The organism is Flavobacterium sp. GW823-FHT06G12, from assembly GCF_058794775.1.
Map to the genome: position 1 here is coordinate 1158047 of NZ_JBXAHE010000002.1, position 24962 is coordinate 1183008.

The 24962-nt window shown below is 32.8% G+C and carries 19 protein-coding genes and 1 riboswitch; of the genes, 17 read left to right on the plus strand and 2 right to left on the minus strand.

The window, feature by feature from the left end; genetic code table 11:
• Nucleotides 1–185: 185 nt before the first annotated feature.
• The 3 genes from AC1Q5Z_RS11950 (at nt 186) to AC1Q5Z_RS11960 (ending at nt 6170) form a co-directional block, all read left to right on the plus strand.
• Nucleotides 186–1076, plus strand: a complete 891-nt coding sequence (locus AC1Q5Z_RS11950) for a GLPGLI family protein (protein WP_198854645.1) — start codon at nt 186–188, stop codon at nt 1074–1076.
• Nucleotides 1077–1115: 39 nt separating this feature from the next.
• Nucleotides 1116–3803, plus strand: coding sequence for a carboxypeptidase-like regulatory domain-containing protein (locus tag AC1Q5Z_RS11955; RefSeq protein ID WP_492444975.1), 2688 nt, complete (start codon nt 1116–1118; stop codon nt 3801–3803).
• Between the two features lie 93 nt (nt 3804–3896).
• Nucleotides 3897–6170, plus strand: coding sequence for a hypothetical protein (locus tag AC1Q5Z_RS11960; protein WP_492444977.1), 2274 nt, complete (start codon nt 3897–3899; stop codon nt 6168–6170).
• 81 nt (nt 6171–6251) lie between these two features.
• On the opposite strand, the gene metK is transcribed toward AC1Q5Z_RS11960, so the two are convergent.
• Nucleotides 6252–7502 carry a methionine adenosyltransferase gene (metK, locus tag AC1Q5Z_RS11965; protein ID WP_492444979.1) on the minus strand — a complete coding sequence of 417 codons (1251 nt, stop codon included), beginning with the start codon at nt 7500–7502 and terminating at the stop codon, nt 6252–6254.
• Between the two features lie 547 nt (nt 7503–8049).
• On the opposite strand from metK, the gene AC1Q5Z_RS11970 reads away from it, so the two are divergent.
• From AC1Q5Z_RS11970 to AC1Q5Z_RS12030, 13 genes are all read left to right on the plus strand, one after another.
• The gene (locus tag AC1Q5Z_RS11970; RefSeq protein WP_343587876.1) at nt 8050–10896 is read left to right on the plus strand and encodes a TonB-dependent receptor plug domain-containing protein; all 2847 of its coding nucleotides are present in this window, start codon (nt 8050–8052) and stop codon (nt 10894–10896) included.
• A gap of 339 nt (nt 10897–11235) precedes the next feature.
• The gene (locus AC1Q5Z_RS11975; RefSeq protein ID WP_177211093.1) at nt 11236–11412 is read left to right on the plus strand and encodes a hypothetical protein; all 177 of its coding nucleotides are present in this window, start codon (nt 11236–11238) and stop codon (nt 11410–11412) included.
• 68 nt (nt 11413–11480) lie between these two features.
• The gene (locus AC1Q5Z_RS11980; protein ID WP_343587878.1) at nt 11481–12785 is read left to right on the plus strand and encodes an O-acetylhomoserine aminocarboxypropyltransferase/cysteine synthase family protein; all 1305 of its coding nucleotides are present in this window, start codon (nt 11481–11483) and stop codon (nt 12783–12785) included.
• Nucleotides 12786–13000: 215 nt separating this feature from the next.
• Complete coding sequence (locus AC1Q5Z_RS11985; RefSeq protein ID WP_492444982.1) at nt 13001–14089, plus strand: homoserine dehydrogenase family protein; 1089 nt, start codon at nt 13001–13003, stop codon at nt 14087–14089.
• A gap of 652 nt (nt 14090–14741) precedes the next feature.
• Entirely contained in the window at nt 14742–14942 is a 201-nt protein-coding gene (locus tag AC1Q5Z_RS11990; RefSeq protein WP_198854638.1) for a hypothetical protein, read from the plus strand.
• A gap of 190 nt (nt 14943–15132) precedes the next feature.
• A riboswitch (SAM riboswitch) is annotated at nt 15133–15240 on the plus strand.
• Between the two features lie 77 nt (nt 15241–15317).
• Entirely contained in the window at nt 15318–16301 is a 984-nt protein-coding gene (locus AC1Q5Z_RS11995; RefSeq protein ID WP_343587882.1) for an alpha/beta fold hydrolase, read from the plus strand.
• A gap of 1 nt (nt 16302) precedes the next feature.
• Complete coding sequence (thrA, locus tag AC1Q5Z_RS12000) at nt 16303–18717, plus strand: bifunctional aspartate kinase/homoserine dehydrogenase I (RefSeq protein ID WP_343587885.1); 2415 nt, start codon at nt 16303–16305, stop codon at nt 18715–18717.
• Nucleotides 18718–18746: 29 nt separating this feature from the next.
• Entirely contained in the window at nt 18747–19394 is a 648-nt protein-coding gene (locus tag AC1Q5Z_RS12005; RefSeq protein ID WP_343587887.1) for a DUF3592 domain-containing protein, read from the plus strand.
• Between the two features lie 24 nt (nt 19395–19418).
• Nucleotides 19419–19844, plus strand: coding sequence for an OsmC family protein (locus AC1Q5Z_RS12010; RefSeq protein ID WP_201998804.1), 426 nt, complete (start codon nt 19419–19421; stop codon nt 19842–19844).
• 167 nt (nt 19845–20011) lie between these two features.
• Entirely contained in the window at nt 20012–21184 is a 1173-nt protein-coding gene (locus AC1Q5Z_RS12015; protein ID WP_343705402.1) for a trans-sulfuration enzyme family protein, read from the plus strand.
• 97 nt (nt 21185–21281) lie between these two features.
• Nucleotides 21282–21794, plus strand: coding sequence for an alpha/beta hydrolase (locus tag AC1Q5Z_RS12020; protein WP_492444986.1), 513 nt, complete (start codon nt 21282–21284; stop codon nt 21792–21794).
• A gap of 59 nt (nt 21795–21853) precedes the next feature.
• Nucleotides 21854–22360, plus strand: a complete 507-nt coding sequence (locus AC1Q5Z_RS12025; RefSeq protein WP_492444988.1) for an RDD family protein — start codon at nt 21854–21856, stop codon at nt 22358–22360.
• Between the two features lie 122 nt (nt 22361–22482).
• Nucleotides 22483–22893 carry an RrF2 family transcriptional regulator gene (locus AC1Q5Z_RS12030; RefSeq protein WP_125722103.1) on the plus strand — a complete coding sequence of 137 codons (411 nt, stop codon included), beginning with the start codon at nt 22483–22485 and terminating at the stop codon, nt 22891–22893.
• A gap of 69 nt (nt 22894–22962) precedes the next feature.
• Here the strand turns inward: AC1Q5Z_RS12030 and AC1Q5Z_RS12035 are convergent, their stop codons facing one another.
• Nucleotides 22963–23745 (minus strand): sulfite exporter TauE/SafE family protein, encoded by a 783-nt coding sequence (locus tag AC1Q5Z_RS12035; RefSeq protein WP_198854632.1) that lies wholly within the window; start codon nt 23743–23745, stop codon nt 22963–22965.
• Nucleotides 23746–24056: 311 nt separating this feature from the next.
• On the opposite strand from AC1Q5Z_RS12035, the gene AC1Q5Z_RS12040 reads away from it, so the two are divergent.
• On the plus strand, nt 24057–24959 hold the full coding sequence (locus AC1Q5Z_RS12040; RefSeq protein ID WP_492444991.1) for a sulfite exporter TauE/SafE family protein: 903 nt from the start codon (nt 24057–24059) through the stop codon (nt 24957–24959).
• Nucleotides 24960–24962: the final 3 nt, after the last annotated feature.

Below are 24962 nucleotides of genomic sequence, written 5' to 3' on the forward strand. Positions count from 1 at the left end.
TACAAAAAACTCGCATTAAAACATCAATTTTAAGGCTTAAACCTTTTTTTATACTAATAGTCTAAAAAATAGACGATTCTATCTATACCATCATGCGATTAATATATTTAGTTTTTTGAATTTTAAAATTAATAATACATTTGAATGTAAGTTTTATTGAATTTGCTCACTTAAAGAAAAACGAAATGAAAAAGATATTTTTTTATATGACTTTGATGCTTGTTTCAACACAAATTCAAGCGCAAAAAGATTTTCAAGGAATGGCTGTTTACGAATCGAAAACTCAAGCGCCAAAATTTGAAGGAATGCGCGGAAATAGAGACATCACGCCAGAGATGCAGAAAAACATGGAGGAGCGCATGAAAAAAATGCTAGAAAAAACATTCATATTAAATTTCGATAAAGCAGCATCAATTTATAAAGAAGAAGAAAAACTAGAAGCGCCTGGCCAACAGCAAGGAGGTTTTAGAATGATGTTTGGCTCTCTTACGGGAGGCGGAGGAACTTTTTATAAAGACGTAAAAACAAAAACGTATACCGTAGATAAAGAATTTATGGGCAAAGAATTTCTTGTTGTTGATTCGCTGCCAAAGCTAAACTGGAAATTAGAACAAGAAACCAAACAAATTGGAGGATATAATTGTTATAAAGCGACAGCAGTAAAACAAGCAAGCAAAACCGATTTTAGAAACTTTAGACCTAAGAATAACGATGATAAAAAGGACGAAGCTAAAAAGACGTCAGGAGATACTAAAACCAACTTTGCAGACAACTTTGAAATGCCAAAAGAAATTGTGGTAACGGCTTGGTATACACCAGAAATTCCGATTAATCAAGGGCCAGAAAATTATTGGGGGCTTCCTGGTTTAATTTTAGAAATTAATGATGGAACAACTACAATTTTATGCTCGAAAATTGTTTTGAATGCTAAAGAGAAAGTGGATATAAAACCTTCTAAAAAAGGAAAAGTAATTTCTCAAAAAGAATATGACGAAACAGTAATTAAAAAAATGGAAGAATTTAGAGAGATGAACCGCGGTCGTGCTGGCGGACCTCCTCCTCCCCCAGGAAGATAACTCAAAGCCTTTATTATTTATTCTAAGCATCCTTTTTTAATGAACAAGCTATATTTTTTCGTCGCCTTTTTAATTACTTCTTTTTCTTTTGCACAAAGTGTTCGTTTTGACGGTCTTATTCAAGATGAACAGAAAAATCCGTTAGAAATGGCTAATATCATGGCTATTAATAACGGAACCAAAGCAATGGATTCGTATGGAATTACGAACGACAAAGGAAAGTTTCAGCTCACTTTAAAGCCAAATACTGCTTATACTATTAAAGTGAGTTATTTGGGAATGAAATCTAAGGAAATTGCTGTATCTACAAAAGCTGAAAACATGACTCAGAATATTGTTTTGGATGGAGCAGGAATAGAGTTGGAAGGAGTAGAAATTGTTCGCGAAATGCCCGTTTCTATAAAAGGAGATACGATTGTTTATAATGCTGATTCTTTTAAATCTGGAACAGAAAAAAAGCTTGAAGATGTTCTAAAAAAACTGCCAGGAGTTGAGGTAAATGCTGACGGAGAAATAGAAGTAGAAGGAAAAAAAGTCAGCAAATTAATGGTGGAAGGAAAAGACTTTTTTGACGGAGATACAAAATTAGGCGTAAAAAATATTCCTGCTGATGCTATTGATAAAGTTCAGGTTTTAAGAAATTATAATGAAATTAGTCAATTAAAAGGACTTGAAAACGATCAGGATAATGTGGCAATGAATATTAAACTGAAAGAAGGGAAAAAGAATTTTTGGTTTGGAGACGTTACCGCAGGAATTGGTGTTGCAGAATTGGATAGCCGATATATCATTAATCCGAAACTGTTTTATTACAGCCCGAAATACAGCATTAATTTAATTACCAATTTTAATAATATTGGCGAATTGCCTCTTACGGCACAAGATTATTTTAAGTTTACGGGTGGGTTTAAAAACTTGATGAAAAAAGGAGGGAGCAGTTTTAATGTTTCTTCAAATGATTTGGGAATTTCATTGCTTCGAAATAATCGTGCAAAAGAAATTGAAACTAAATTCGGAGCTACAAACTTTGCTTATTCGATTAATAAAGCTTGGAATATAAGCGGTTTTGGAATTCTATCAACTTCAAAAACAGAATTGGAAACCAAATCGCAAACCACAATTTTAGATTCTGGAGATCAGCAGAAAAATAACGAAAATACAAGTCAAAAAAATAATTTGGGACTTTTTAAATTAAGCTCAACCTATAAGCCAAACGACAAATTTCAGTTTGATTATGATATTTTGACCAAACTTACTAAACAAGAAGAATATTCAGATTTGTTTAGAGAGCAAATTGTGCAGAATGTAGCAACTTCGGAAGATATTTTTACCACTAAAAAACAAGATCCGACTTCAATTAATCAGAATTTGAATTTGTATTACACGCAAAGCGCTAAAAATATTTTTGCTTTTGAAATGCAGCATTTGTATCAAGATGAGAATCCGTTTTATAATGCTAACCTGCAAACACTTCCTTTTGCCTTGTCAGGATATGATGTTACACAATCTAGAAATGATTACAATCAGGATCGTTTTGTAAAAACGAATAAGCTCGATGCTAAACTGGATTACTATTACATGGTAACTCCCAAAAGTAATTTCAATGTTACTTTAGGAAACACCTATTCTTATCAGAATTTCAATTCTCATATTTTTCAAATGTTAGATAATGGAGGCAGAAATGATTTAAATAATCCTGAAAATAATAATGATGTAGATTATAGGTTCAATGATGCGTTCGTAGGTTTTCATTATAAAATTCTAACTGGAAAATTTACATTGACGCCAGGAGTAAGCCTGCATACGTATCAAATGACAAACGGACAAGAGAGAACAGATTATTCTCAAAGTTTTAGCAAAATACTGCCAGATTTCTTTGCATTGTACCAAATTAAAAAATCTGAAACGCTTACTTATAATTTCTCTTTAACGAATGATTTTACAGATATTAACCAATTAGCTGCGGGATATGTTTTGTCTGATTACAGTAGTTTATTTCATGGAAATCGTTTCTTAGAAAATGCAACTTCGCAAGTGCATACGCTTCGTTATTTCAAATATAACATGTTTAATTTTGAGAACATTTTTGCCAATGCGACTTATACAAAAAAGGTAGATGCGATTAAAACAAAAGCAGATTTTGACGGAATCAATCAATCTTCTGTTCCATATAATTCTAATTTGGCAGATGAAACTTTCTCAGGAATGGGAGCTTATGGACGTTCATTTTTAAAAAACTACAAAGCTTCTGTTAATGCAAGTTTAAACTGGTCAAAGTTTAATAACATTCAAAATGATGACTTGAGAACAACAGAAAGTTTTGTTCAGAGCTATACTGTAAAAGCTTCTACTAATTATAAAAACCTTCCCAATATCGAATTTGGATATAATCTTTTAATTAATAAATATAGTGGTTCCACTTTTTATACCGACAAGCCTTTTGCAAAGTTAGATTACTATTTTTTAGATAGTTTCTCTTTTGTTTCAGAATATGAATTCTATCACTATTATAATGGAGATAAAACAGTCGATAACGAATATGATTTCTTAAGTGCCAGTTTAATTTATCAAAAGAAAAACAGCAAATGGGAATATAAAATTTCGGCAACCAATTTGTTGAACACAAAATATCTTAATGATGACAGCTTCTCGCAGTTCTCTACAAGAGTCTCACAATACACTGTACAGCCACGTTACATCATATTTTCTATGAAATACAATTTGTAGTATTTTAACTGCAAATATTATGATTTTTTGTGATTTGTTTAAAGGAGAATCAGATATCTTTGCGCTATATTATTAACAACAAAATATGTAGTTATGCGCAATTTTATTTGGAGCTTATCACTCCTGTTTGCTGGAATTTCTATCTCTTTTGCCCAAACAAATGGATTAGAAAAGGGAACTTATTTATCTACAAATAAAGGAGGAAAAATCAAATTAAATTTATTGGATGATAATAAATACGAATTGGTTTTTTATTCGGGAGGATATGAAATTAAAGGTGATTCTTTGGTTTTCTTAAAAAGTAAAAATACCGTCGATAATAGATTTGATCTTTCTTTTGTTAAGGATAAAAAAGCAAAAAAAATTAAGATTAAGTTTTTGAATCCGTCTTATTATTCTTTTTATATAGGAACTCAAAAAGGAACAGAAGCAGTTCAATATCAGAGGCTTTCAGATATAAAAACGAAAGTAGATCCTGAATATATCAAAACAGATTTAGATTTTGAAATAGAAAAAACGGATTTCCTTTATTTGGTTTACGAAGATTATAATGGAAAAAGTGATGTTAATAAATACACATTGCCAAAAGATGTTTCAGAAGTAACGATCAACTATGATTTGGCAATTCTTAGCGATTTGAATCTTGCAGGATCTTTTGATAAGAATACGAAAGAATTGAGAATTTCTGATCAAGCAGGAAAAGATCCTTTGGTATTTGTAAATGAAAAAGAGGAAAAGCCTGTTAAAGCTCCAACAGTGGTTCCAATACAAACTGAAAGTATTTCAAACTGGACTTATCCAGGGAAAGATTCGCTTTATGATTCTTATGGAAGCGCTGTAGTAGACAGTATATATAATAGTCTGCCAGTTGATACTACTGCGGTACCAGCAGCAGAATATCCTCTTGATACTCCTGCTTCTTATACCAAATACGATTTTAAACTAAAAATCGAAGACAATCTAAAAAAGGCTCTAGAATCGACAAAAACAGCTAACAATAAATTTTTGGTAGTTGTGGTTGACAGCAAGAATAAATCGGCTAAGGAAGGTTTTAATGCTTTTGTAAAAGAACAGGAAACTCAGACAGGATATAATATGTACGATTCGTATAATGCACTGTATGATACTTACAATTATTATTTGGCTGGAGCCGATGATAAAAAATGGCTAAAAAATAATAAAATTACGAATGATCCAAGCGTATTGGTTTTAAACGGAAACGGTGATGTACTTGCCGCTGCAAAATCAGATTTAACAGCACAGCAATATCAGTTTAGCTATTATGGCGATTTTTATAGAAAACTTCAAAAAGCAAATGCTTTCCTTTCTATAGACAAAGTGTTAAAGAACAAAAAAGCTTCAGACTCAGATTTAATCGCAGCTTTTAATAAGGCAGCCTTATTAGAAACATCTTATGATTATGATTCAGATTATTCAGTAAACGATCCTAATTCGACTGAATTTGTAATTACAAAAACGGCTTTAAACCAAAAAGAGGTGACTGAAACTTGGAAAAAGTTAATTGAATCACATCAAAAAGATAAAGCTGCAAATATGTATTTGGTAGAAACGATTATTAAAGAAATCAAAAACCAAGGATTTACAAAACAGCTTTTCGGTACAGATAGAATTCTAAACGATACAGATTTCTTAGCAATTGATTATTTGCTAAATCACTCAGAAGATATTGAAAGCAATCGTACAGATTTTAATAATAAACAAGGAGAAATTCACAGTGTTGGAAACGTAGTTTCTGAAATTTCAGATGCCTTACAGCAAAACATTTATCTTTCTCAAGATGGCGTTTCGGGAGAAATAAATAAAGAAAAAATTAATTCGCTTTATAAAAGAATTATTGCATCTGGAAAAGGTAATTTTGATGTTTATAGAAATTACTTTTACTATTTAGGTCAGATTGAAGAAAAAGATGGTTCGAATACAACTTACTTAAGAGAGTTTAATGCTTATTTTGATTCAACTTTGGCTGGAGTAAGTCCAATAGAAAAATTAGACGCTATTTTTTCAGGTTTAGATTCTAGCTCAAGTTATTCTTATGATGGTTGGAATTCGTTTAAACTTTACCACTCAGATATTTGTAATAATGCAGCATGGACAGTAGTATTAAAGCCACAGAATTCAAACTTTATTAAAGACGCTATTAAATGGTCTGAATATAGCTTGGTGATATCTAAAAACAATCCATACTATTTAGACACTTTAGCACAATTGTATTATAAAGATGGACAGGCACAAAAAGCTATCGAAACACAGGTTTTAGCAGTAAAATATATTACTAGTGATGTTGATGAAGAAACTGCAAATCAAATGAAAGAAGTTTTAACTAAAATGAGTAACGGAACTTACTAGTTTTAGGAAGTATAGAAGTAAAGAAAAAGGCTGTCTAAAAATTTTTAGACAGCCTTTTTAGTATTTAAAATTTAGATTGAATTACAATCCAAATGCAGCTTTTACTTGGTCAACAAAATCAAGTTTTTCCCATGTAAACAATTCAACAGTAACTGTTTTTTCGTTTCCGCCTGGAGCAGAGAAAGTTTTAGTTACAGTTTCTGGTTTACGTCCCATGTGTCCATAAGCAGCAGTTTCGCTATAAATAGGATTTCTTAATTTTAATCTTTGCTCAATAAAGTAAGGACGCATATCAAAGATAGCTTCTACTTTTTTAGCGATTTCACCGTTAGTTAAGTTTACTTTAGAAGTTCCGTAAGTTTCAATGAAGATTCCCATTGGTTCAGCAACTCCAATTGCGTAAGAAACCTGAACTAAGATTTCGTCAGCAACACCAGCAGCAACTAAGTTTTTAGCGATATGACGAGTTGCATAAGCAGCACTTCTGTCTACTTTACTTGGATCTTTTCCAGAGAATGCACCACCACCGTGAGCACCTTTTCCACCGTAAGTATCAACAATGATTTTTCTTCCTGTTAAACCAGTATCTCCGTGAGGTCCTCCAATTACGAATTTTCCTGTTGGGTTAATATGGTAGTTGATTTTATCGTTAAATAAATGAGCGTGCTCTGGATTTTTAGCGATAATTCTTGGAATCAAGATTTCGATAATATCTTTTTTGATTTTAGCCAACATTGCAGCTTCTTCATCAAAATCATCATGCTGAGTTGAGATAACAATCGCATCAATACGAGTTGGTTTGTTATCGTCGCTGTATTCTAAAGTTACCTGAGATTTAGCATCCGGACGTAAATAAGTGATTTCTTTGTTTTCACGTCTTAAAATTGCTAACTCTTGTAATAATTTATGAGATAAATCTAATGCCAATGGCATGTAGTTTTCAGTTTCGTTTGTAGCATAACCAAACATCATTCCCTGGTCACCAGCACCTTGTTCTTCTGGCTTAGCTCTGTCAACACCTTGGTTAATATCTGCAGACTGCTCGTGAATAGCTGAAAGAATTCCACAAGAATTCGCTTCAAACATATATTCACTTTTAGTATATCCAATTTTACGGATTACCTCACGTGTAATTTGCTGAACATCAAGATAAGTATTCGATTTTACTTCACCTGCTAAAATAACCTGACCAGTTGTAACTAACGTTTCGCAAGCTACTTTTGAGTCAGCATCAAATGCCAAAAAGTTGTCAATTAATGCATCCGAAATTTGATCTGCAACTTTGTCTGGATGCCCTTCACTAACAGATTCTGACGTAAATAAATAAGCCATAATAATGTAATAATAATGTTTTAATTTAAAATTAAGCGGGAAAAATAATTGCTAAAAAGGGCTAAAGGAGAGTTTCTGCTTTAGCATTTTTTACTGCTGAAACAAATCTTTCAGCATTCATAACGAAACCATTTCATTATGAAGAGGTTGCAATCAGTTCAAATTTTTCCTCTGTTTCGGGTGCAAAGGTATGAAACCATTTTGATTTGCAAATTAAAGTTCAACTTTTTTTATTTTTTCTAGCAGAAATTTAACAATAACATACTATTTTGATAGGGTAATAGAAAATAATTTGTTTTTTGTTTGGTCGATTAAAAAATAGTTTGCAACTTTGCCCCGTTAAAATAAAAGAAACAAATGAAATTTACAGTTTGCAATATGATGTCTTGTAAGATGCCGGAGTTATCCGCAGAGACGCTATTGTAATTATTTTTCAATAAAATATAAATAGAACCTCTGCCGAACCGCAGAGGTTTTTTTTATGCCAAAAACAAACCTGTAAGATTTTTTTTAAGCCAAAAACAATAATTAATCAGTAAAAAAAGAAATGAAGAAAAATGTACTAATCGTTTTAGGTCTTGTGACTTTTTCAGGACTTTATGCTCAGGACAATAAAAAAGAGCAGGATAGTTTAAAAAACAACGAACTGTCTGAAGTTACTATTATTGGATCAAGAAGTAAAAACAGAGTAAAAACAGATGTGCCAGTTCCGGTTGATGTTTTTAATGTATCAGAAATAACAAAAGGAGCACCGCAAACAAGCGTAACTCAAATTTTAAATTATGTTGCGCCGTCGTTTACGAGTAACCCAACATCTACAGCAGATGCAACAGACCACGTAGATCCTGCACAATTAAGAGGATTAGGGCCAGATCAGGTTCTGATTTTAGTAAACGGAAAAAGAAGACACACAAGTGCTTTAGTAAACATAAACGGATCGCCAGGAAGAGGATCTGTTGGAACAGACCTAAATGCCATTCCGTCTTTTGCCATAGAAAGAATTGAAGTTTTAAGAGATGGAGCTGCCGCACAATACGGTTCTGATGCGATTGCGGGAGTTATTAATATTGTTCTAAAGAAAAACGCTAATTATCTAACAGGAGGAATTCAATATGGAGCAAATTTATCTTCGGGATCAAATAATTTTGAAGGAGGAGCAGACGGACAAACTGCCCAAATCGATTTAAACTACGGAACTTCATTAGGCAAACCAGGAAGTTTCTTGAACATTACAGGAACTGCCGTAACAAGACAAGCAACAAGCAGAGCAGGAATTAGAAGCAATGCTATTTTTAATGCTTACAATGCAGTAGAAAATAGAGCGGCACAAGATGGTGTAGAAATTAACTCTTTGTTTAGCAACATTAATACGACTACAAATTCAGCTCAGATTTTGTCTTCTTTAAAACAATATGCTCCACAAGTAGGTTATTTTACAACAGCTCAACAAAGTGCTATTGCATCGGCATCGACAATTGCGCAGATGCAGACCGCTTTGAATTTTGATGTTACTAATAATGAATTAGCTTACAGAGGACAGCAGAGAAGTGATTATAATATGAGTGTTGGTCAGTCAGAATTGGCTTCAGGACAAGCATATTACAATGCAAAATATCCTTTAACAGAAACAACTTCTTTGTATTCTTTTGGTGGAATATCGTATAGAAGCGGAAAATCATATGCCTTTAATAGATTGCCAAATGGTTCTGGAACTTTCACTCAAGTGTACCAAAACGGATTTTTGCCGGAAATTGAATCAAAAATTTTAGATGCTTCTGCAGCAGTTGGTGTAACTACGCAATTATTTGGATTTGATACTGATTTAAGCACAAATTTAGGAACAAACTCTTTTAATTATGATGTAAATAATTCCATCAATGCAACTTTAGGGACAAATTCTCCTTTTAGTTTTGATGCAGGAAAAGTTTCGTTTTTACAAAGCACAACCAATTTGGATTTTAGTAAAAAACTAGACGTTCTTTCTGGACTGAATGTTGCTTTTGGAGGTGAATTCAGATATGAAAACTACGAAATTAAAGCAGGAGAAGAAGCTTCTTACGGATTGTATGATGTAAACGGAAATTTAGTTTCTGGAATTTTGCCAAGCAATTCACCATTGATAGTAACTGACTTCTTTGGAAACAAACGTGGAGCAGGAGCGCAAGGATTTTCAGGATTTCAGCCTTCGGATGCTAAAGAAAAAAACAGAAAAAGTGGTGCTGCTTATGTTGATTTAGAATTGAATGCCACTGAAAAATGGCTTATAAATGGAGCTGCGCGTTATGAAAATTATTCGGATTTTGGAAATACGGTCACTTTTAAACTGGCTTCTCTTTTAAAATTAAATGATAATATCAATTGGAGAATTTCTGGACAGACAGGTTTTAGAGCGCCGTCTTTACAGCAAAGATATTTTGAGTCAAGTTCTACTCAGTTTATAAACGGTTCTCCATATCAAGTGGGGTATTTTACAAACGATTCGCAAGCAGCAAAAAGCATTGGAATTGAAAGTTTAAAACCAGAAAAATCAAAAAGCATCAGTACAGGATTTACATTCAAAATTCCTGAAGCTAACATAACCATTGCAACTGATGCTTATTTTACAAGAATCAACGACAGAATTGTATTGTCTGGACAATATTCTAGACCAACAGATGCGCAAATTGGTGCTGCAACTTCGCCAGAACAGGCAGAGGCGTTGACTTTATTTCAGCAAGCATTTGATTTGAAAGGAGTAGAAAGAGCTTCATTCTGGACAAACGGAATTGATTCTGAAACAAAAGGAATTGATTTGGTAATTTCTCAGAAATACGATGTAATTCAGGATTTCACAATTAGAAACGATTTTGCATTTAGTTTCAACGAAACCAAAAGAGTAGGCGATTTGCATATTCCAAAATCTATCGTAGATGCAGGTGGAGAACCGTATATTTATTCATTCTTTCCAGAATCAAGCCGAGTATATTTAGAAGAAGCAATTCCGAAAGTAAAGGCCAATTTGATGACAACATTCAGCATTAAAAAACTGGATATTTATTTAAGAAACAGCTATTTCGGAAAAGTTACAGACCCAGGAGCAACAGATGTGAATTTAGACGGATTTTCTTCTGTGTACGAACATCCGGAATACAGCGCAAAATTGGTTACAGATTTATCTTTAGGATATCAGATCAACAAGCATTTTAGAGCTACAATTGGAGTTAATAATATAGGAGATGTTTATCCAGACAGAAATAATCCTGCAACTCCTGCATTTACAAACACAACGCCAACTTTGTCGCCAGCGCCAAGTACAGATTTGACAAATGCGAATCAGTTTGCGTATTCAAGAGCAGTTTCTCAATTCGGATTAAACGGAAGATTTGGTTTTGCTCGTTTGAGCTTTAAATTCTAATTAAATAAATTTCTTTCAAGTCTTTATTTGAAAGGCTTGAAAGAAATTTCAAAAAAAAATATTACAAAATTTCAATTTTAATTTGGTCGTTAAAAAAATACTTATTACATTTACTCTATCGAATTAGTCGAATTTAAAAAATAGTAGAATTCAAATTTTAAATAAAAATGAAAACAATAGCAAAAAGAAATATGATGTGTTGTAAGATGATGCAAATGTGCATCCCAATTTGCTGTTGCCAAAAGTGAAAGAGACAATCTTTGTTATAGTTAAACTATAAGCCCTTTTGGTCGCCATCCGAAAGGGCTTTTTTATTTCCAACATTTTAAATTTTAAATCATGAATACACTAGATATAAATACAATCGCATTTCAATACTTATTAAGAAATAATAATTCGGAAGAGACATCGACTGAAACGCTAAAATATGATCCTGCACAGCAGACAAAAACACAAAAATCATTACTATTTCATTTATATGATCTTGAAGAAGAAGCTGAAGATATTTTAGCTTAAATCAATTTTAAAAATCAATATCAATTACAATATAAAACGTATTAAAAATACCTAAAAACTAAGAAATCATGAGCACACAAAAATTTGCAACAAACGCATTACACGCAGGACACGACGTAACTAAAAACGCAGGAACAAGAGCCGTGCCTATTTATCAGACATCATCATATGTATTTAATAACGCCGATCATGCAGCCAATTTATTTGGTCTTGCCGAAGCTGGATTTATCTACACGAGATTAAACAACCCGACAAACGATATTTTAGAACAGCGTCTTGCAGCGCTTGAAGGCGGAATTGGAGCTGTTGTTACGGCTTCTGGAGCATCGGCAATTTCTACAACTTTATTGACTTTGCTAAAAGCAGGAGATCATATCGTAGCGTCAAATAGTTTATACGGAGGAACTTATAATCTTCTAAAAGTTACCTTGCCAAGATTAGGAATTACTACCACATTTGTAGATCCTTCAAAACCAGAAAATTTCACCAAAGCAGCAAAAGAAAACACAAGAGCTTTTTTTGTTGAGTCTCTAGGAAATCCAAAATTAGATGTATTAGACTTAAAAGCAATTTCGGCAGAAGCCAAAGCATTCAAAGTACCATTTATAGTAGACAATACAGTTGCGACACCTTATTTATTAAACCCAATTAAATATGGTGCCGATATTGTAATTCACTCCTTAACTAAATATATCGCAGGAAACGGAACTTCATTAGGAGGCGTTATCGTTGATGCTGGAAACTTTGATTGGGCAAACGGAAAATTCCCGGAATTTACCGAGCCATCTGCAGGATACCACGGATTAGTATATCATGAAGCCTTAGGAAATGCGGCTTTTATAGCAAAAGCTCGAATAGAAGGTCTGCGTGATTTTGGTTCTGCTTTGAGTCCATTTAATGCTTTTCAGATTATTCAGGGACTAGAAACACTTCCAATTCGAATCAAGAAACACAGTGAAAATGCTTTGGCTCTAGCTGAATGGTTAGAAAAACAAGATGAGGTAGTCTGGGTAAATTATCCAGGTTTAAAATCAAATAAATATTTTGATCTGGCTAAAGAATATTTGCCAGAAGGTCAAAGCGGCATTATCACTTTTGGATTAAAAGGAGGTTTTGATGCAGCTAAGAAAGTGGTAGACGATACAAAATTGTTCTCTTTGCTGGCCAATATTGGTGACACAAAATCACTGATTATTCACCCAGCAAGTACAACACACCAGCAATTGACAGAAGCAGAACAAATAGAAACTGGAGTTTCTAAAGATTTGATTCGTCTGTCTGTGGGAATTGAAGATATTGAAGATTTAATTGCTGATCTTCAGACTGTTTTTGAGAACGTTTCGCTTTCTCAATTCAGCATCAATAAAAATTAGGTTTTTTTGTTTTTTGTTTGAAAAATTGCCTTTAGCGAGTGGTTTTGCTAAAGGTAATTTTTTATGAAAAACACCATTATAAAATTTAAACCATATAGGGAATATAAGTGCATTTTGTAGAGACGCACTGCAGTGCGTCTACCTTGATAAACGTTTGGATATTAAATGAACTTACATCACTTATATGGTTTTAAAAAATTAAAATGTTAGAAATTATGTCAAAGCTTAAAATAAACATTATCCTTTTCGGAATTGGAAATATCGGAAGTACTTTGATTAATCAAATTATTGAAAGTCAAGAGTTTTTTCTGGAAAGTAAAAACGTCGATTTTCATTTTCCAATAATAACCAATTCGACGGTTGCCTTTTTTGAGAAAGAAGGTGTTGGTTATGCTTGGGAAACCAATTTTAGACAATTGGCTGTTCCTTTTAAAGTAGAAGATATTGTCGAATTTGCACAAGAAAATGAATTCGAAAACTTGATTGCTGTAGACGCAACAGCCAGCGATGAATTGGTGAAGCATTACAATACGTTAATTAAAAACGGATTCAATATTGTAGCAGTAAACAAAAAAGCCAATACGCTTCCGATTGACTTATATAAAGAACTAAGAGCAGATCTTAAAAAGTATGACAAGGAGTTTTTGTACGAAACGTCGGTTGAAACTGGAATTCCTGTTTTGCAGACCTTAAGAGATCTATATTATTCTGGAGAAAAAATCACTACGATTCGAGGGGTTTTCTCTGATAATTTGAGTTATGTCTTTAATCGATTTTCATCAGAAGATGTTTCGTTTTCGTCTGTTTTGAAAGATGCGAGCCTTTTAGGTTTAATGAAATCTAATTTTAAAGAAGATCTGTCTGGAAACGATTCTGCAAGAAAGCTTCTGATATTGGCCAGAGAAATAGGAAAAGATTTTGAGTTTTCAGACATTACAATCAAGCCCTTTATAACCGAAGAGCATTTGGAGAAAAATGGAGTGCTAAACAAAGATGCTGTCGATAAATCTTTTAAAATCGCCAAAATTACTCAAGCAGAAAATCATGTATTGAGATATGTAGGAGAGTTTGATGTAGAAAAAGGCACTTTAGAAGTCAAATTAATTTCGGAACCAATAAATTCTCCAATAGGACAATTAAAAGGTTCTGATACCATTTTTGAAATTTTCACTAAATCTTATGCAGATATTCCAATCGTAATTCAGAGCGCTCCACCTTGCAAACAAGCAATTTCTAGAGGAATTATAACCGATATTCTGAAAATTGCGGAGCGAATTAGGAGTAAAGAAGCCGTTTGGCTGTAATTTTTTAGTTAAAAAAAATATAAAAGAGAAAAAAGTTCTTTGATAAATTGATTTGTCAAATGGAATTATGAAGGAAAATTGGCTTGTTTTGTAAGTTTTTTACTTGTGTTATTTCGTTTTCGTTTTTGTAAGATGTTTTTTAACGTTAAAAAACACATTTTCAACGGATTTTGTAATTAAATTCTTGAATTTTATTTGTGTAATAAGAAAAATATTTGCATATTTGTTATACCCAAAAACTACTAGAAATCAAATGAACTTAAAAGTCAACAAAATGTTTTGTGCCATTTCGGTTAAGACCGAGGCGGGGGTGTCTATTGCTAAAAAATTGTAAGAATACAATAATAATATAGTAAAAGCCTCCTAAGAAATATTTTAGGAGGCTTTTTAATTTACAACAAATGCAGAATTTAAATAAAATACAATATAAATCACAGATGAATAAATCCTTACAGATGAACACTAAGATGTTTGCTGTCGCGCTTATTTGCGTGAACGTCTGTTGATACTAAAAGTATAAATGAGTTTAAAAACTTAAACCCTTTTGGTATCTAAAAATCCAAAAGGGTTTTTTTATTCTAGAAAATGACTTAACAAAAAGATAAACGAGAAATAAAGATTATAAAACACAACTTAACTAAAACTTAATATCATGAGCAAATTGAACTACTTCGCAGAAAAAATTTCTAAATTGAAAAACAGAAGGACAAAAAATAGTAATCCGCCGCCAACAAATGAATTGGCTCATCCAAGATTCGGAATCACAGAGGAAGATAAAAGCGCTGAGAAAAAAGTGCCAAATTCTTTATTGTTTTTGATGTATTCAAAAGAAAATGAAACGCTTTTTATCTAAACGGAAAAGCATCATAAATTTAGGGTAAAACCTGCTTAATTTTACTGGGCATTTTTGTTCGGTAAATTTTTGCGTATAATAGTTTTTGCTAAAATAAGTCTCAGAAATTTAACAAACACTTTTAGATAAAATTTGTTTGTTTGAGAAATTAGTAGTTAATTTGCACCGTTAAGTTCAAACACGTATTGAAATGTTATAAAGAAAGGACGAGGGATTAGACCCGATGAAGCCTTAGCAACCCTTCGGTAAAACGAAGAAGGTGCTACATTCTACCACGCCAAACGTGGAAAGATAACAACAAGATTTTTTCTAGTTAAACCTAGTTTTTCTTTCTAATATTTCCATATACAAATCAATAATACAACAGATTTGAAATTGGAAAATATACCAAATCCCATTATAATTCAAGATTTCATCACAGAAAGTGGTGCAACTTATCATTCTATACCATTAAGTTTTACGCTGGCAGGACAACCTTTGCACAGCGCGCCTATTGTTTTGGTTAACCATGCTTTAACTGGAAATTCGCAAGTTACTGGCGAAAACGGCTGGTGGAATGACTTGATTGGTGAAGGCAAAACCATTGATACTGCTGTTTATACCATTTTGGCTTTCGATATTCCAGGAAACGGAAGCAATTCCTTTTTAATTGACAACTATTTAGATTTTACAGCCAGAGACATTGCAAGAATCTTTATCGAGGGCGTAAAAACGTTAAATATCGAAAAGCTTTTTGCAGTTATCGGAGGTTCTGTTGGTGGCGGAATTGCTTGGGAAATTTTAGCATTAGCACCAAATATTACAGAAAATCTTATTCCGATTGCGAGTGACTGGAAATCGACTGATTGGCTTATTGCCAATTGCTTTTTACAAGAGCAAATTCTAAACAATTCTTCAAAACCAATCGAAGATGCCAGAATTCACGCAATGCTGTGCTACCGTTCGCCAGAATCATTCAAAGAAAAATTTCAGCGCACGATTAATCAAGACCTTTTGATTTTTAATATCGAAAGCTGGCTGGCGCATCACGGAAAAAAATTGCAGAAAAGATTTCAATTGTCTTCTTATAAATTAATGAATCAGTTGCTTAAAACAATTGATATTACTAGAAATAGTGAAAGTTTTGAAAACTTAATGTCTAAAACAAAAGCTTCAATTCACATTGTCGGAATCAATTCAGATTTGTTTTTTACAGCAAAAGAAAATGTAGAAACCTACGAAGAATTGAAGAAGTTTAAAGACAATGTTTTCTATAGCGAAATTGATTCGGTTCACGGACATGACGCTTTTTTAATCGAGTACAAACAATTAGATCATTTACTTGCCGACATTTTTAAGGCAGAAACAATAAAGAAATAAAATGAAAGTATTAAAATTTGGAGGTAAATCGTTAGCAAACGGAGAAGGACTTAACAAAGTTGTTTCAATCATTTCTGATAAAGTAAATCAAGGTGAAAAAATTGCCGTTGTAGTTTCTGCACGAGGAAATGCTACTGACGAATTAGAATTTATCTTAAGCATTGCTGCTAAAAACGGCAGTTACAAAGAATTATTAGAGAATTTTAAAAAATATCAAATATCAGATTACCCACAAGTTGATTTGTCTGAAGAATTTAGCGTTTTAGACAAGCTTTTTGAAGGTGTAAGCTTAATTGGAGATTACAGCAAAAAAATCAAAGATCAGATTTTGTCAAAAGGAGAATTGCTTTCAGCTAAATTATTGACAGCAATTTTACAGGAAAAAGGAATTCCTGCCAATTTTGTAGATACAAGAGATTTGCTGAAAACCGATTCTAAATTTGGTGATGCACAGCCTTTAGAGCAGCTTTCAAAGAAAAACGTAGTAAATTATTTTAAAGAACATAACGGCGAAACGGTTAATATAGTTACAGGCTTCATTGGCTCAAACAACAACAACGACACAACTACTTTAGGTAGAAATGGCAGTAACTATACCGCTTCGTTAATTGCAAATTATTTAAATGCAGAAGAATTACAGAACTTCACGCACGTAGATGGAATCTATACGGCAAATCCAGATTTAGTTGCCGATGCTAAGAAAATTGAATATTTATCGTTTAATGAAGCAAATGAGCTGGCAAATTTTGGAGCTACAATTTTGCATGCAAAAACGATTATTCCGTTATTAGAAAAAAACATTCCGTTACGAATTTTAAATACTTTCAACCACGAAAATCGCGGAACTTTAATTACATCAGATTCTTCTAAAGAAGGAATTAAAACACTTTCTGTTTTAGAAAATGTTTCTCTTGTAAATCTTGAAGGACGCGGACTGCTTGGAAAAGCTGGAGTAGATGCCAGAATTTTTAAAGTAATGGGTGATCACAATATCAGTGTGAGTATCATTTCGCAAGGTTCTTCAGAAAGAGGAATTGGACTTGTGGTAGCAACAGAAAAAGCTACTCTTGCGATGGTTGAATTAGAAAAAGAGTTTGAAAATGACTTTTATTCTAAAGATGTAAATCAAATCACAGTTACAGATAATGTATCTGTAATTTCGATTATTGGTCAGGATTTGAGTACTTTTCACAAACCATATACGGCTTTAATCAAAAATAAAATTGTTCCGATTTTGTTCAACAACACGGTAACGGGTAAAAACGTGAGTTTGGTTGTTAAAAAAGAGGAATTAAATAAAGCGCTTAACGTAATTCACGGAGAGATTTTTGGAGTTTCGAAGAAAATCAATATTGCGATTTTTGGTCACGGATTAGTTGGTGGAACTTTAATCAATCAGATTTTAGAATCGGCTGCAGCAATCGAAAAACGTAAAGACATTAAGCTGAATGTTTTCGCTATAGCGAATTCTAAAAAATTGCTTTTAAACAAATACGGTGTTAACAGTAATTGGAAGAATGAAATTGCAACTAAAGGTGAGGCTTATACAATCAAAGATATTATTGCTTACGCGAATGAACATCACTTAGAAAACTTAATTGCGATTGATAACACCGCAAGTGCGACTTTCGTTGAGAATTATATTCCACTTGTAGAAAGCAGTTTCGATTTGATTTCTTCAAATAAAGTGGCTAATACTTTGAGTTATGGTTTCTACAAGGAATTGAGAAAAGCTTTGGCAGAAAACCAAAAGAACTATTTATACGAAACCAATGTTGGTGCGGGATTACCATTAATTGATACCATTAAATTATTGCACCTTTCAGGAGAAAATATCACAAAAATTAAAGGAGTTTTCTCTGGAACATTGAGTTATTTATTCAATAATTTCTCTGCGAAAGATGCTCCATTTAGCGAAATTTTGCAGGAAGCAATTGATAACGGATATACAGAACCAGATCCGCGCGAAGATTTATGCGGAAATGACGTTGGTAGAAAATTATTAATTTTAGCTAGAGAATTAGACTTGCAAAACGAGTTTGAAGAAATTTCAATTCAAAACTTAATTCCAGAGCACTTACGTGAAGGAAGCGCTGCCGATTTCTTGACGAAATTAAAAGAATTCGATCCAATTTATGCTAAAATAAAAGCAGAACAACAGCCAAACCATGTTTTAAGATACATTGGTGAATTGTCTGGAGATTTGCAGAATGACAAAGGGAATCTAGAAGTTAAATTAGTTTCAGTGCCAAAAGATACTGCATTAGGCGGATTAAAAGGTTCAGATTCTTTCTTCGAAATCTATACAGAGTCTTATGGAGATCGTCCAATCGTTATTCAAGGAGCTGGTGCAGGTTCTGCGGTAACAGCAAGGGGAGTTTTCGGAGATATTTTGAGATTATCTGATAAAGGGTAAACGGATTTTAAACTAGAAAAAGCTAGCTATTGAAAATTGAAGAATTTTTTAAAAGAGGAGGCTGTATCAGCTTATTTACATTTCCATTTTTAATAGTTGGTTTGGGAGTTTTGGCATATACATTATATTGTTTTGCTAGGAATGAGCAGGCAAAAAAATGGACTAAAATTTTGGCTCATATTGAGCAAACAGATTTTGATGTTCACTCACGCAAAGGAACAGACGTTTATGAAATTGCTATCAGATATTCCTATGAAATTGAGGGAAGGAAATATTTAGGGGATAGAATCTATTTTGGATACGGAGGCAGTAATCTTGAAGGTCAAGAAGAATTGTTTTCTAAGTTAAAAAACAGTAGAATAATTGGTATATACGTGAATCCAGATAAAAAGAGCGAAGCTGTTATTGTTCCTGGATGGAATGATTCAATTACTTTTATGTTGATTTTTTCTTTAATCTGGAATTCATTTGTAGGAGTCTTTTTTTTTGCTCCTTTTTTTAAAGATTTAGATGAAAATTCCCAATCAAAATTTTCATATAAGAAAATGGTTTTAGGGGTAGCAGTTATATGGATTTTGGGATTTGTCATTTTGCTATCTAACTGTTTTCATATTGATATAGAAAACAAAATCAATGTTATTGAAAGAATAAAAAACATTGATTCAAATACAGAATAAAAAAACAAAAAAAATAACAACACAATGAAAGTAACTTTAAACAGAGTAAATGACGCATTTCATTTTAAAGTAAAAAATGAACGCGGACACGTAGTTGACGTTGACAGCAGAGCCGAATTTGGCGGAAGCGATTTGGGTGCAAGCCCAATGGAATTGGTATTGATGGGAGTTGCGGGTTGCAGCGCTATTGATATGATTTCGATCTTAAAAAAACAGCGTCAAGAAATCACTTCTTTCAACGCTGAGGTTGAAGGAACAAGAGTGCAAATCGAAGAGGCAAAACCTTTTAAAGAAATCGATGTGGTTTTTTATTTAGAAGGAGAAATCAATCCTGATAAAGCAAAAAAAGCAGCGCAACTTTCTTTTGAGAAATATTGTTCGGTAGCCAAAACGGTTGAGCCAACAGCGACAATTAGATACAAAGTTGTCTTGAACAACGAAGCTTTATAAATTAGATAATTAGTCAATTAGATAATTAGAAAATGCTCAGATTGCGCATAAATAATTGACTTGTTTTTGGTTTAGATTTCAGTTTTTAAAACTTGAAACCTGAGACTTGACACGAGGCTGGAAGCCGAACTGGCGAAGCAAACAAAAAAACAAAAAAACAACACACAATGAATACAGAAGAATTTGGTTTTGAAACACAAGCCATCAGAACACAATTAGAAAGATCTCAATATTTAGAACATTCGGTGCCTTTGTACCTTTCATCAAGCTTCGTTTTTGAAGATGCTGAAGATATGAGAGCTTCTTTCACAGAAGAAAAAGAAAGAAATATTTACAGCCGTTTCAGTAACCCGAACACATCAGAGTTTGTGGACAAGATCTGCAAAATGGAAGGTGCCGATTCTGGTTATGCATTTGCAACAGGAATGGCAGCAGTATATTCTACTTTTGCCGCCTTGTTAAACTCTGGAGATCATATTGTTTCTGCGAGCAGTGTTTTTGGTTCTACTCACGCTTTGTTTATGACTTATTTTCCAAAATGGAATATCGAAACTTCTTATTTTGAAATCAATAAGCCCGAAACAATCGAAAGTTTCATTAAGCCAAATACCAAAATATTATACGCCGAATCTCCAACAAATCCTGGAGTAGATGTAATCGATTTAGAATTGTTGGGAAATATTGCTAAAAAACACAACTTGATTTTAATTATCGACAATTGTTTTGCAACGCCATATTTACAGCAGCCAATTAAATTTGGAGCACATTTAGTAATTCACTCAGCAACTAAATTAATTGACGGACAAGGTCGTGTTTTAGGTGGAGTAACAGTTGGAGATGCAGAATTAATCAGACAGATTTATTTGTTTTCTAGAAACACAGGTCCAGCTTTATCACCTTTTAATGCTTGGGTTCTGTCAAAAAGTTTAGAGACTTTAGCTGTTCGTGTAGATAGGCATTGCGAAAATGCATTAAAAGTCGCTGAGTTTTTAGAAAGTCACCCGAATGTAAACAGCGTAAAATATCCGTTCTTGAAATCGCATCCACAATACGAAATTGCTAAAAAACAAATGAAAGCTGGTGGAAATATCATTGCATTTGAGATTAAAGGCGGAATCGAAGCAGGAAGAAAATTCTTGAACGCAATTCAACTTTGTTCATTATCGGCAAATATTGGAGATACAAGAACAATTGTAACGCATCCAGCTTCTACAACACACAGCAAATTATCTGAAGAAGATCAATTAGCAGTTGGAATCACACAAGGTCTTGTTCGTGTTTCTGTTGGTTTAGAAACTGTTGAAGATGTGATTGCAGATTTAAAACAAGCGTTGGCTTAAACATAAAATATAATACTTTTGAAGGGCTATTTTTTTTTGAAATAGCCCTTTCTTTGTTATTGAAAGAACCACTTTTCTTAATTTAGTTTTGCAACATATGAAAAAACCAAGATTGCTTTTGCTGTCAGATTTGTTTGGAGGCAATCCTGAATGGATTCAGAATTATATCGAAATTTTAGAACCCAAATTTGATGTTCAATATTATGATGTTTTAAAATTAGCTCAGATTGATTCTTCAAGTGATGAAAAGGAAATCCATAATCAATTTTTGAATGGCGGAATTGAAAAAGCAGTAAATAACTTATTGGATTTTGAGAGGGAAAATGTCTCGGTTTTAGGTTTTAGCATTGGTGGAACAATTGCTTGGAAAGCTTGCTTAAGAGGTTTAAAAGTTACAGAGTTAGTAGCTGTTTCTTCGACAAGATTGCGTTTTGAAAATGAAGTTCCCAATTGTAAAATCAAACTTTATTTTGGAGAGAAGGATTCAAATATTCCAAAATGTGAATGGTTTTCAGAACTCGGAATTTCAAATTTAATTTTTGAAAATCAGGATCATCTTTTGTATCAAGAAAAAGAAAATGCTTTTCTTATTTGTAGTAATTTTTTGTAATTAATTCCGCAAAAGATATATTTTTGTGAACCTAGAAAATTAAATAATTAAAACGAAAAATGTCTAACCCTACATATTTGCTGGAAAAGAAATTGTTAACGTCTGATCGTGATCGTTTCTTTAATGGTATTATTGATTTTGTTTTTATTTCAGTAGGCATATTTGTTTTTACACTTCTGATTGTAATTATGGGAAATGTTTTTCAATGGAACACTTATGATGCTTGGGTAGAAATTATGATAAGCCTTGGAGTAGTAGGAACTTATCTTTCTTTTGCAATAATTTATTATTTATTTTTTGAAGGTCTTTTTGGAAGAACAATTGGAAAAATTGTTACAGGAAGTGTTGTAGTAGATGAAAATGGACTAAAACCAAGTTTCAAGATTATTTTCATTAGAACGTTATGTCGTTTAATCCCTTTTGAGGCATTATCTTTTTTAAGTAAATCAGCAAGATTTTGGCATGACTCTTTTTCTAAAACTTATGTTGTGGAGAAAAAAGATTTAGAACAAGATATGGAAAATTTTTATTCTTTAGATTTAATTGGACAAAAGGAAGTAATCTGATAGATTTAGTAGAATTTAACTTTATTCTTTGTGATAGTTCAAACAAAAAGCATACTTTTGTTATTCAATAATTTGCAAGAGTTTGATTTGAAATTAAATTCTGCAATCAAAATTTTACATTAGTGCTTTCAAAGAAAACAAAATACGGAATTAAAGCTTTAACTTATTTAGCCAGACGCGAAAACAATGAGCCAGTACAAATAGCTGAAATTGCGAAAAGTGAACATATTTCAATTAAATTTCTAGAAAGTATTTTGTTGTTGCTAAGAAATTCAGGTTTTCTTGGTGCTAAAAAAGGAAAAGGAGGAGGTTATTATTTAATCAAAGATCCAAAAGATATTAGCATGGCGAAAGTCTATCGAATTCTAGAAGGTCCAATCGCTTTACTGCCTTGTGCGAGCCATAATTTCTACGAAAGATGTGATGACTGCGATGATGAAACTACCTGTGCCGCAAGACGTTTAATGACAGAAGTTCGTGATAATACGCTTAAAATATTAGAAAGTAATTCTTTAGCAGATATTGCGTTTTAGAAATTTGCTTTAAACCAATAAAAAAAGACCATTTCAATTAGAAATGGTCTTTTTTTATTTCTGTTTATATTAAAATATCAATTTATACCCAGCCATAAAAAGCATTACAGCAATTGCATTTCTAAGAAATTGATCGGGAACTTTTCCGCTTAGCATGCTTCCCATATAGATTCCAGGAAGCGACCCCATTAATAATTGTCCTAATAAACCTAAATCTAAATTTCCCATAGAAGCGTGTCCAAGACCAGCAACTAAAGTTAAGGGAACAGCGTGTGCAATTTCAGTTCCGACTAAACGTGGCGTTGGCAATAATGGATAAAGGAAAAATAAAGTCACTGTTCCTAATGCCCCAGCGCCGATAGAAGTTAAAGTTACGGTTGCTCCTAATAAAACTCCAATTCCTATAGTAAGCATATTTTGAGTTGTGCTTTCGTTGTGAAATTTATCTCCAGCATGTCTTTGAGAGAATACTAAAAGCTTCTTTTTGAATATAATAGCTACCGAAGTAAACAATAAAGCCCAGCCTAAACTGTGTTTAATAACGTTATTGATAGTTTCGATATCCGTTTTAATGCTGTTTAAAACCCATAATGTAATTAAAGCTGCAGGGACACTTCCTAAAGTCAGCCAGCCTGTAATTTTCCAGTTGATGTTTCCTTTTTTGTTGTGTACAAATATTCCTCCGGCTTTTGTGAAAGCAGCATAAAGCAAGTCTGTTCCAACTGCTTTTGTTGGCGGAATTCCAAAATACAATAAAATAGGAGTCATAAGAGAGCCTCCTCCAACACCTGTTAACCCAACAATAAAACCAACTACTAAACCTGCTATTACGAGACCAATCTGAAAATCCATGAAAAAATATTTGCCGCTAAAGTAAAAACAATTTTATAATTATCCTATAGATTTTGTAGAGATTAAATATGTATTTTTGTGAATCACAAAATTTGAATGTGTTGTTAAAATAATAAGTCGCAACATTTAATTTGTTAAAATAATCACTAATTCTTTTTTGAATGTCTTTTATCTTGGTTTATAAGATGATAGCTGATGTAAAAAAGTAAATATATTGTTTTGATATTTCGAAATATATAGTACTTTTGCAAAGTAATCTACTAAGCCGATAGGGTAATGGATTTTTGAGAATAAAAAACATTCTTAGAAATATGGAAAATGAACTTAAGTTAGAAAACACTATAGTAAAGTCTGATTCTTTATTAAAGGAAAAATTGTGGGTCGTAATACCTGTTGTTTTGTTGTTAGGTTTGGCAATTACATTAATTTATAATCATCACGCTGAATTTTCATGGGATGGTTTCGTTCAGGGATTTGATGAAAACCTTTTAGTGTTTTTCTTAATTGGTGTTTTTGCACAATTAGTAGATGGCGCTTTAGGAATGGGATATGGAGCAACTTCTACATCATTTTTATTGGCTTATGGAGTTTCGCCAGTTTTGAGTAGTACGGCAGTTCACGTTTCAGAGATGTTTACAACTGGAGCATCGGCGCTTTCGCACCACCGCTTTGGAAACATCAATAAAAAACTGGTAAAGCATCTATTGATTCCTGGAGTTTTAGGATCGATCACAGGGGCTTATTTATTATCAGATGTTATTGACGGAGATATTATTAAGCCATTTATTGCGGTTTACATGATTATTCTGGCAGTTGTAATTATCAGAAAGGCTCTTAGAAAAAGTGTTGTAAAAAAGAAAACTAAGAAACTAGGAATTTTAGCAGTGTTTGGAGGTTTTATGGATTCTGTTGGAGGAGGAGGCTGGGGGCCAATTGTAACTTCAACATTATTAGGAAGAGGAAGAAACCCGAAATATACTATCGGGTCAGTAAATGCAGCTGAGTTTGCGATTTCGTTTGCTAGCGGAATTACTTTCATGCTTTTTGGCGGAATTCACGGCTGGCAGATCATTATCGGATTGATTTTAGGAGGAGTTATTTCAGCACCAATAGCAGCTTATTTGGTAAATAAAATCAAAAGAAAACCAATGATGGTTGCAGTTGGAATTCTGATTATATTATTGAGTTTAAAAACATTATCTAAATTATTGTAAAAG

What these genes read in the sequence shown, in the direction of transcription:
- AC1Q5Z_RS11990 (WP_198854638.1), top strand. Translation starts at nt 14,742, where the DNA reads ATGAGCAAATTGAACTACTTCGCAGAAAAAATTTCTAAATTGAAAAAC.
- AC1Q5Z_RS12010 (WP_201998804.1), top strand. Translation starts at nt 19,419, where the DNA reads ATGAAAGTAACTTTAAACAGAGTAAATGACGCATTTCATTTTAAAGTA.
- AC1Q5Z_RS11975 (WP_177211093.1), top strand. Translation starts at nt 11,236, where the DNA reads ATGAATACACTAGATATAAATACAATCGCATTTCAATACTTATTAAGA.
- AC1Q5Z_RS12040 (WP_492444991.1), top strand. Translation starts at nt 24,057, where the DNA reads ATGGAAAATGAACTTAAGTTAGAAAACACTATAGTAAAGTCTGATTCT.
- AC1Q5Z_RS11970 (WP_343587876.1), top strand. Translation starts at nt 8,050, where the DNA reads ATGAAGAAAAATGTACTAATCGTTTTAGGTCTTGTGACTTTTTCAGGA.
- AC1Q5Z_RS11955 (WP_492444975.1), top strand. Translation starts at nt 1,116, where the DNA reads ATGAACAAGCTATATTTTTTCGTCGCCTTTTTAATTACTTCTTTTTCT.
- AC1Q5Z_RS11980 (WP_343587878.1), top strand. Translation starts at nt 11,481, where the DNA reads ATGAGCACACAAAAATTTGCAACAAACGCATTACACGCAGGACACGAC.
- AC1Q5Z_RS11960 (WP_492444977.1), top strand. Translation starts at nt 3,897, where the DNA reads ATGCGCAATTTTATTTGGAGCTTATCACTCCTGTTTGCTGGAATTTCT.
- AC1Q5Z_RS12025 (WP_492444988.1), top strand. Translation starts at nt 21,854, where the DNA reads ATGTCTAACCCTACATATTTGCTGGAAAAGAAATTGTTAACGTCTGAT.
- metK (WP_492444979.1), bottom strand. Translation starts at nt 7,502, where the DNA reads ATGGCTTATTTATTTACGTCAGAATCTGTTAGTGAAGGGCATCCAGAC.
- AC1Q5Z_RS12035 (WP_198854632.1), bottom strand. Translation starts at nt 23,745, where the DNA reads ATGGATTTTCAGATTGGTCTCGTAATAGCAGGTTTAGTAGTTGGTTTT.
- AC1Q5Z_RS12020 (WP_492444986.1), top strand. Translation starts at nt 21,282, where the DNA reads ATGAAAAAACCAAGATTGCTTTTGCTGTCAGATTTGTTTGGAGGCAAT.
- AC1Q5Z_RS12015 (WP_343705402.1), top strand. Translation starts at nt 20,012, where the DNA reads ATGAATACAGAAGAATTTGGTTTTGAAACACAAGCCATCAGAACACAA.
- thrA (WP_343587885.1), top strand. Translation starts at nt 16,303, where the DNA reads ATGAAAGTATTAAAATTTGGAGGTAAATCGTTAGCAAACGGAGAAGGA.
- AC1Q5Z_RS11985 (WP_492444982.1), top strand. Translation starts at nt 13,001, where the DNA reads ATGTCAAAGCTTAAAATAAACATTATCCTTTTCGGAATTGGAAATATC.
- AC1Q5Z_RS11950 (WP_198854645.1), top strand. Translation starts at nt 186, where the DNA reads ATGAAAAAGATATTTTTTTATATGACTTTGATGCTTGTTTCAACACAA.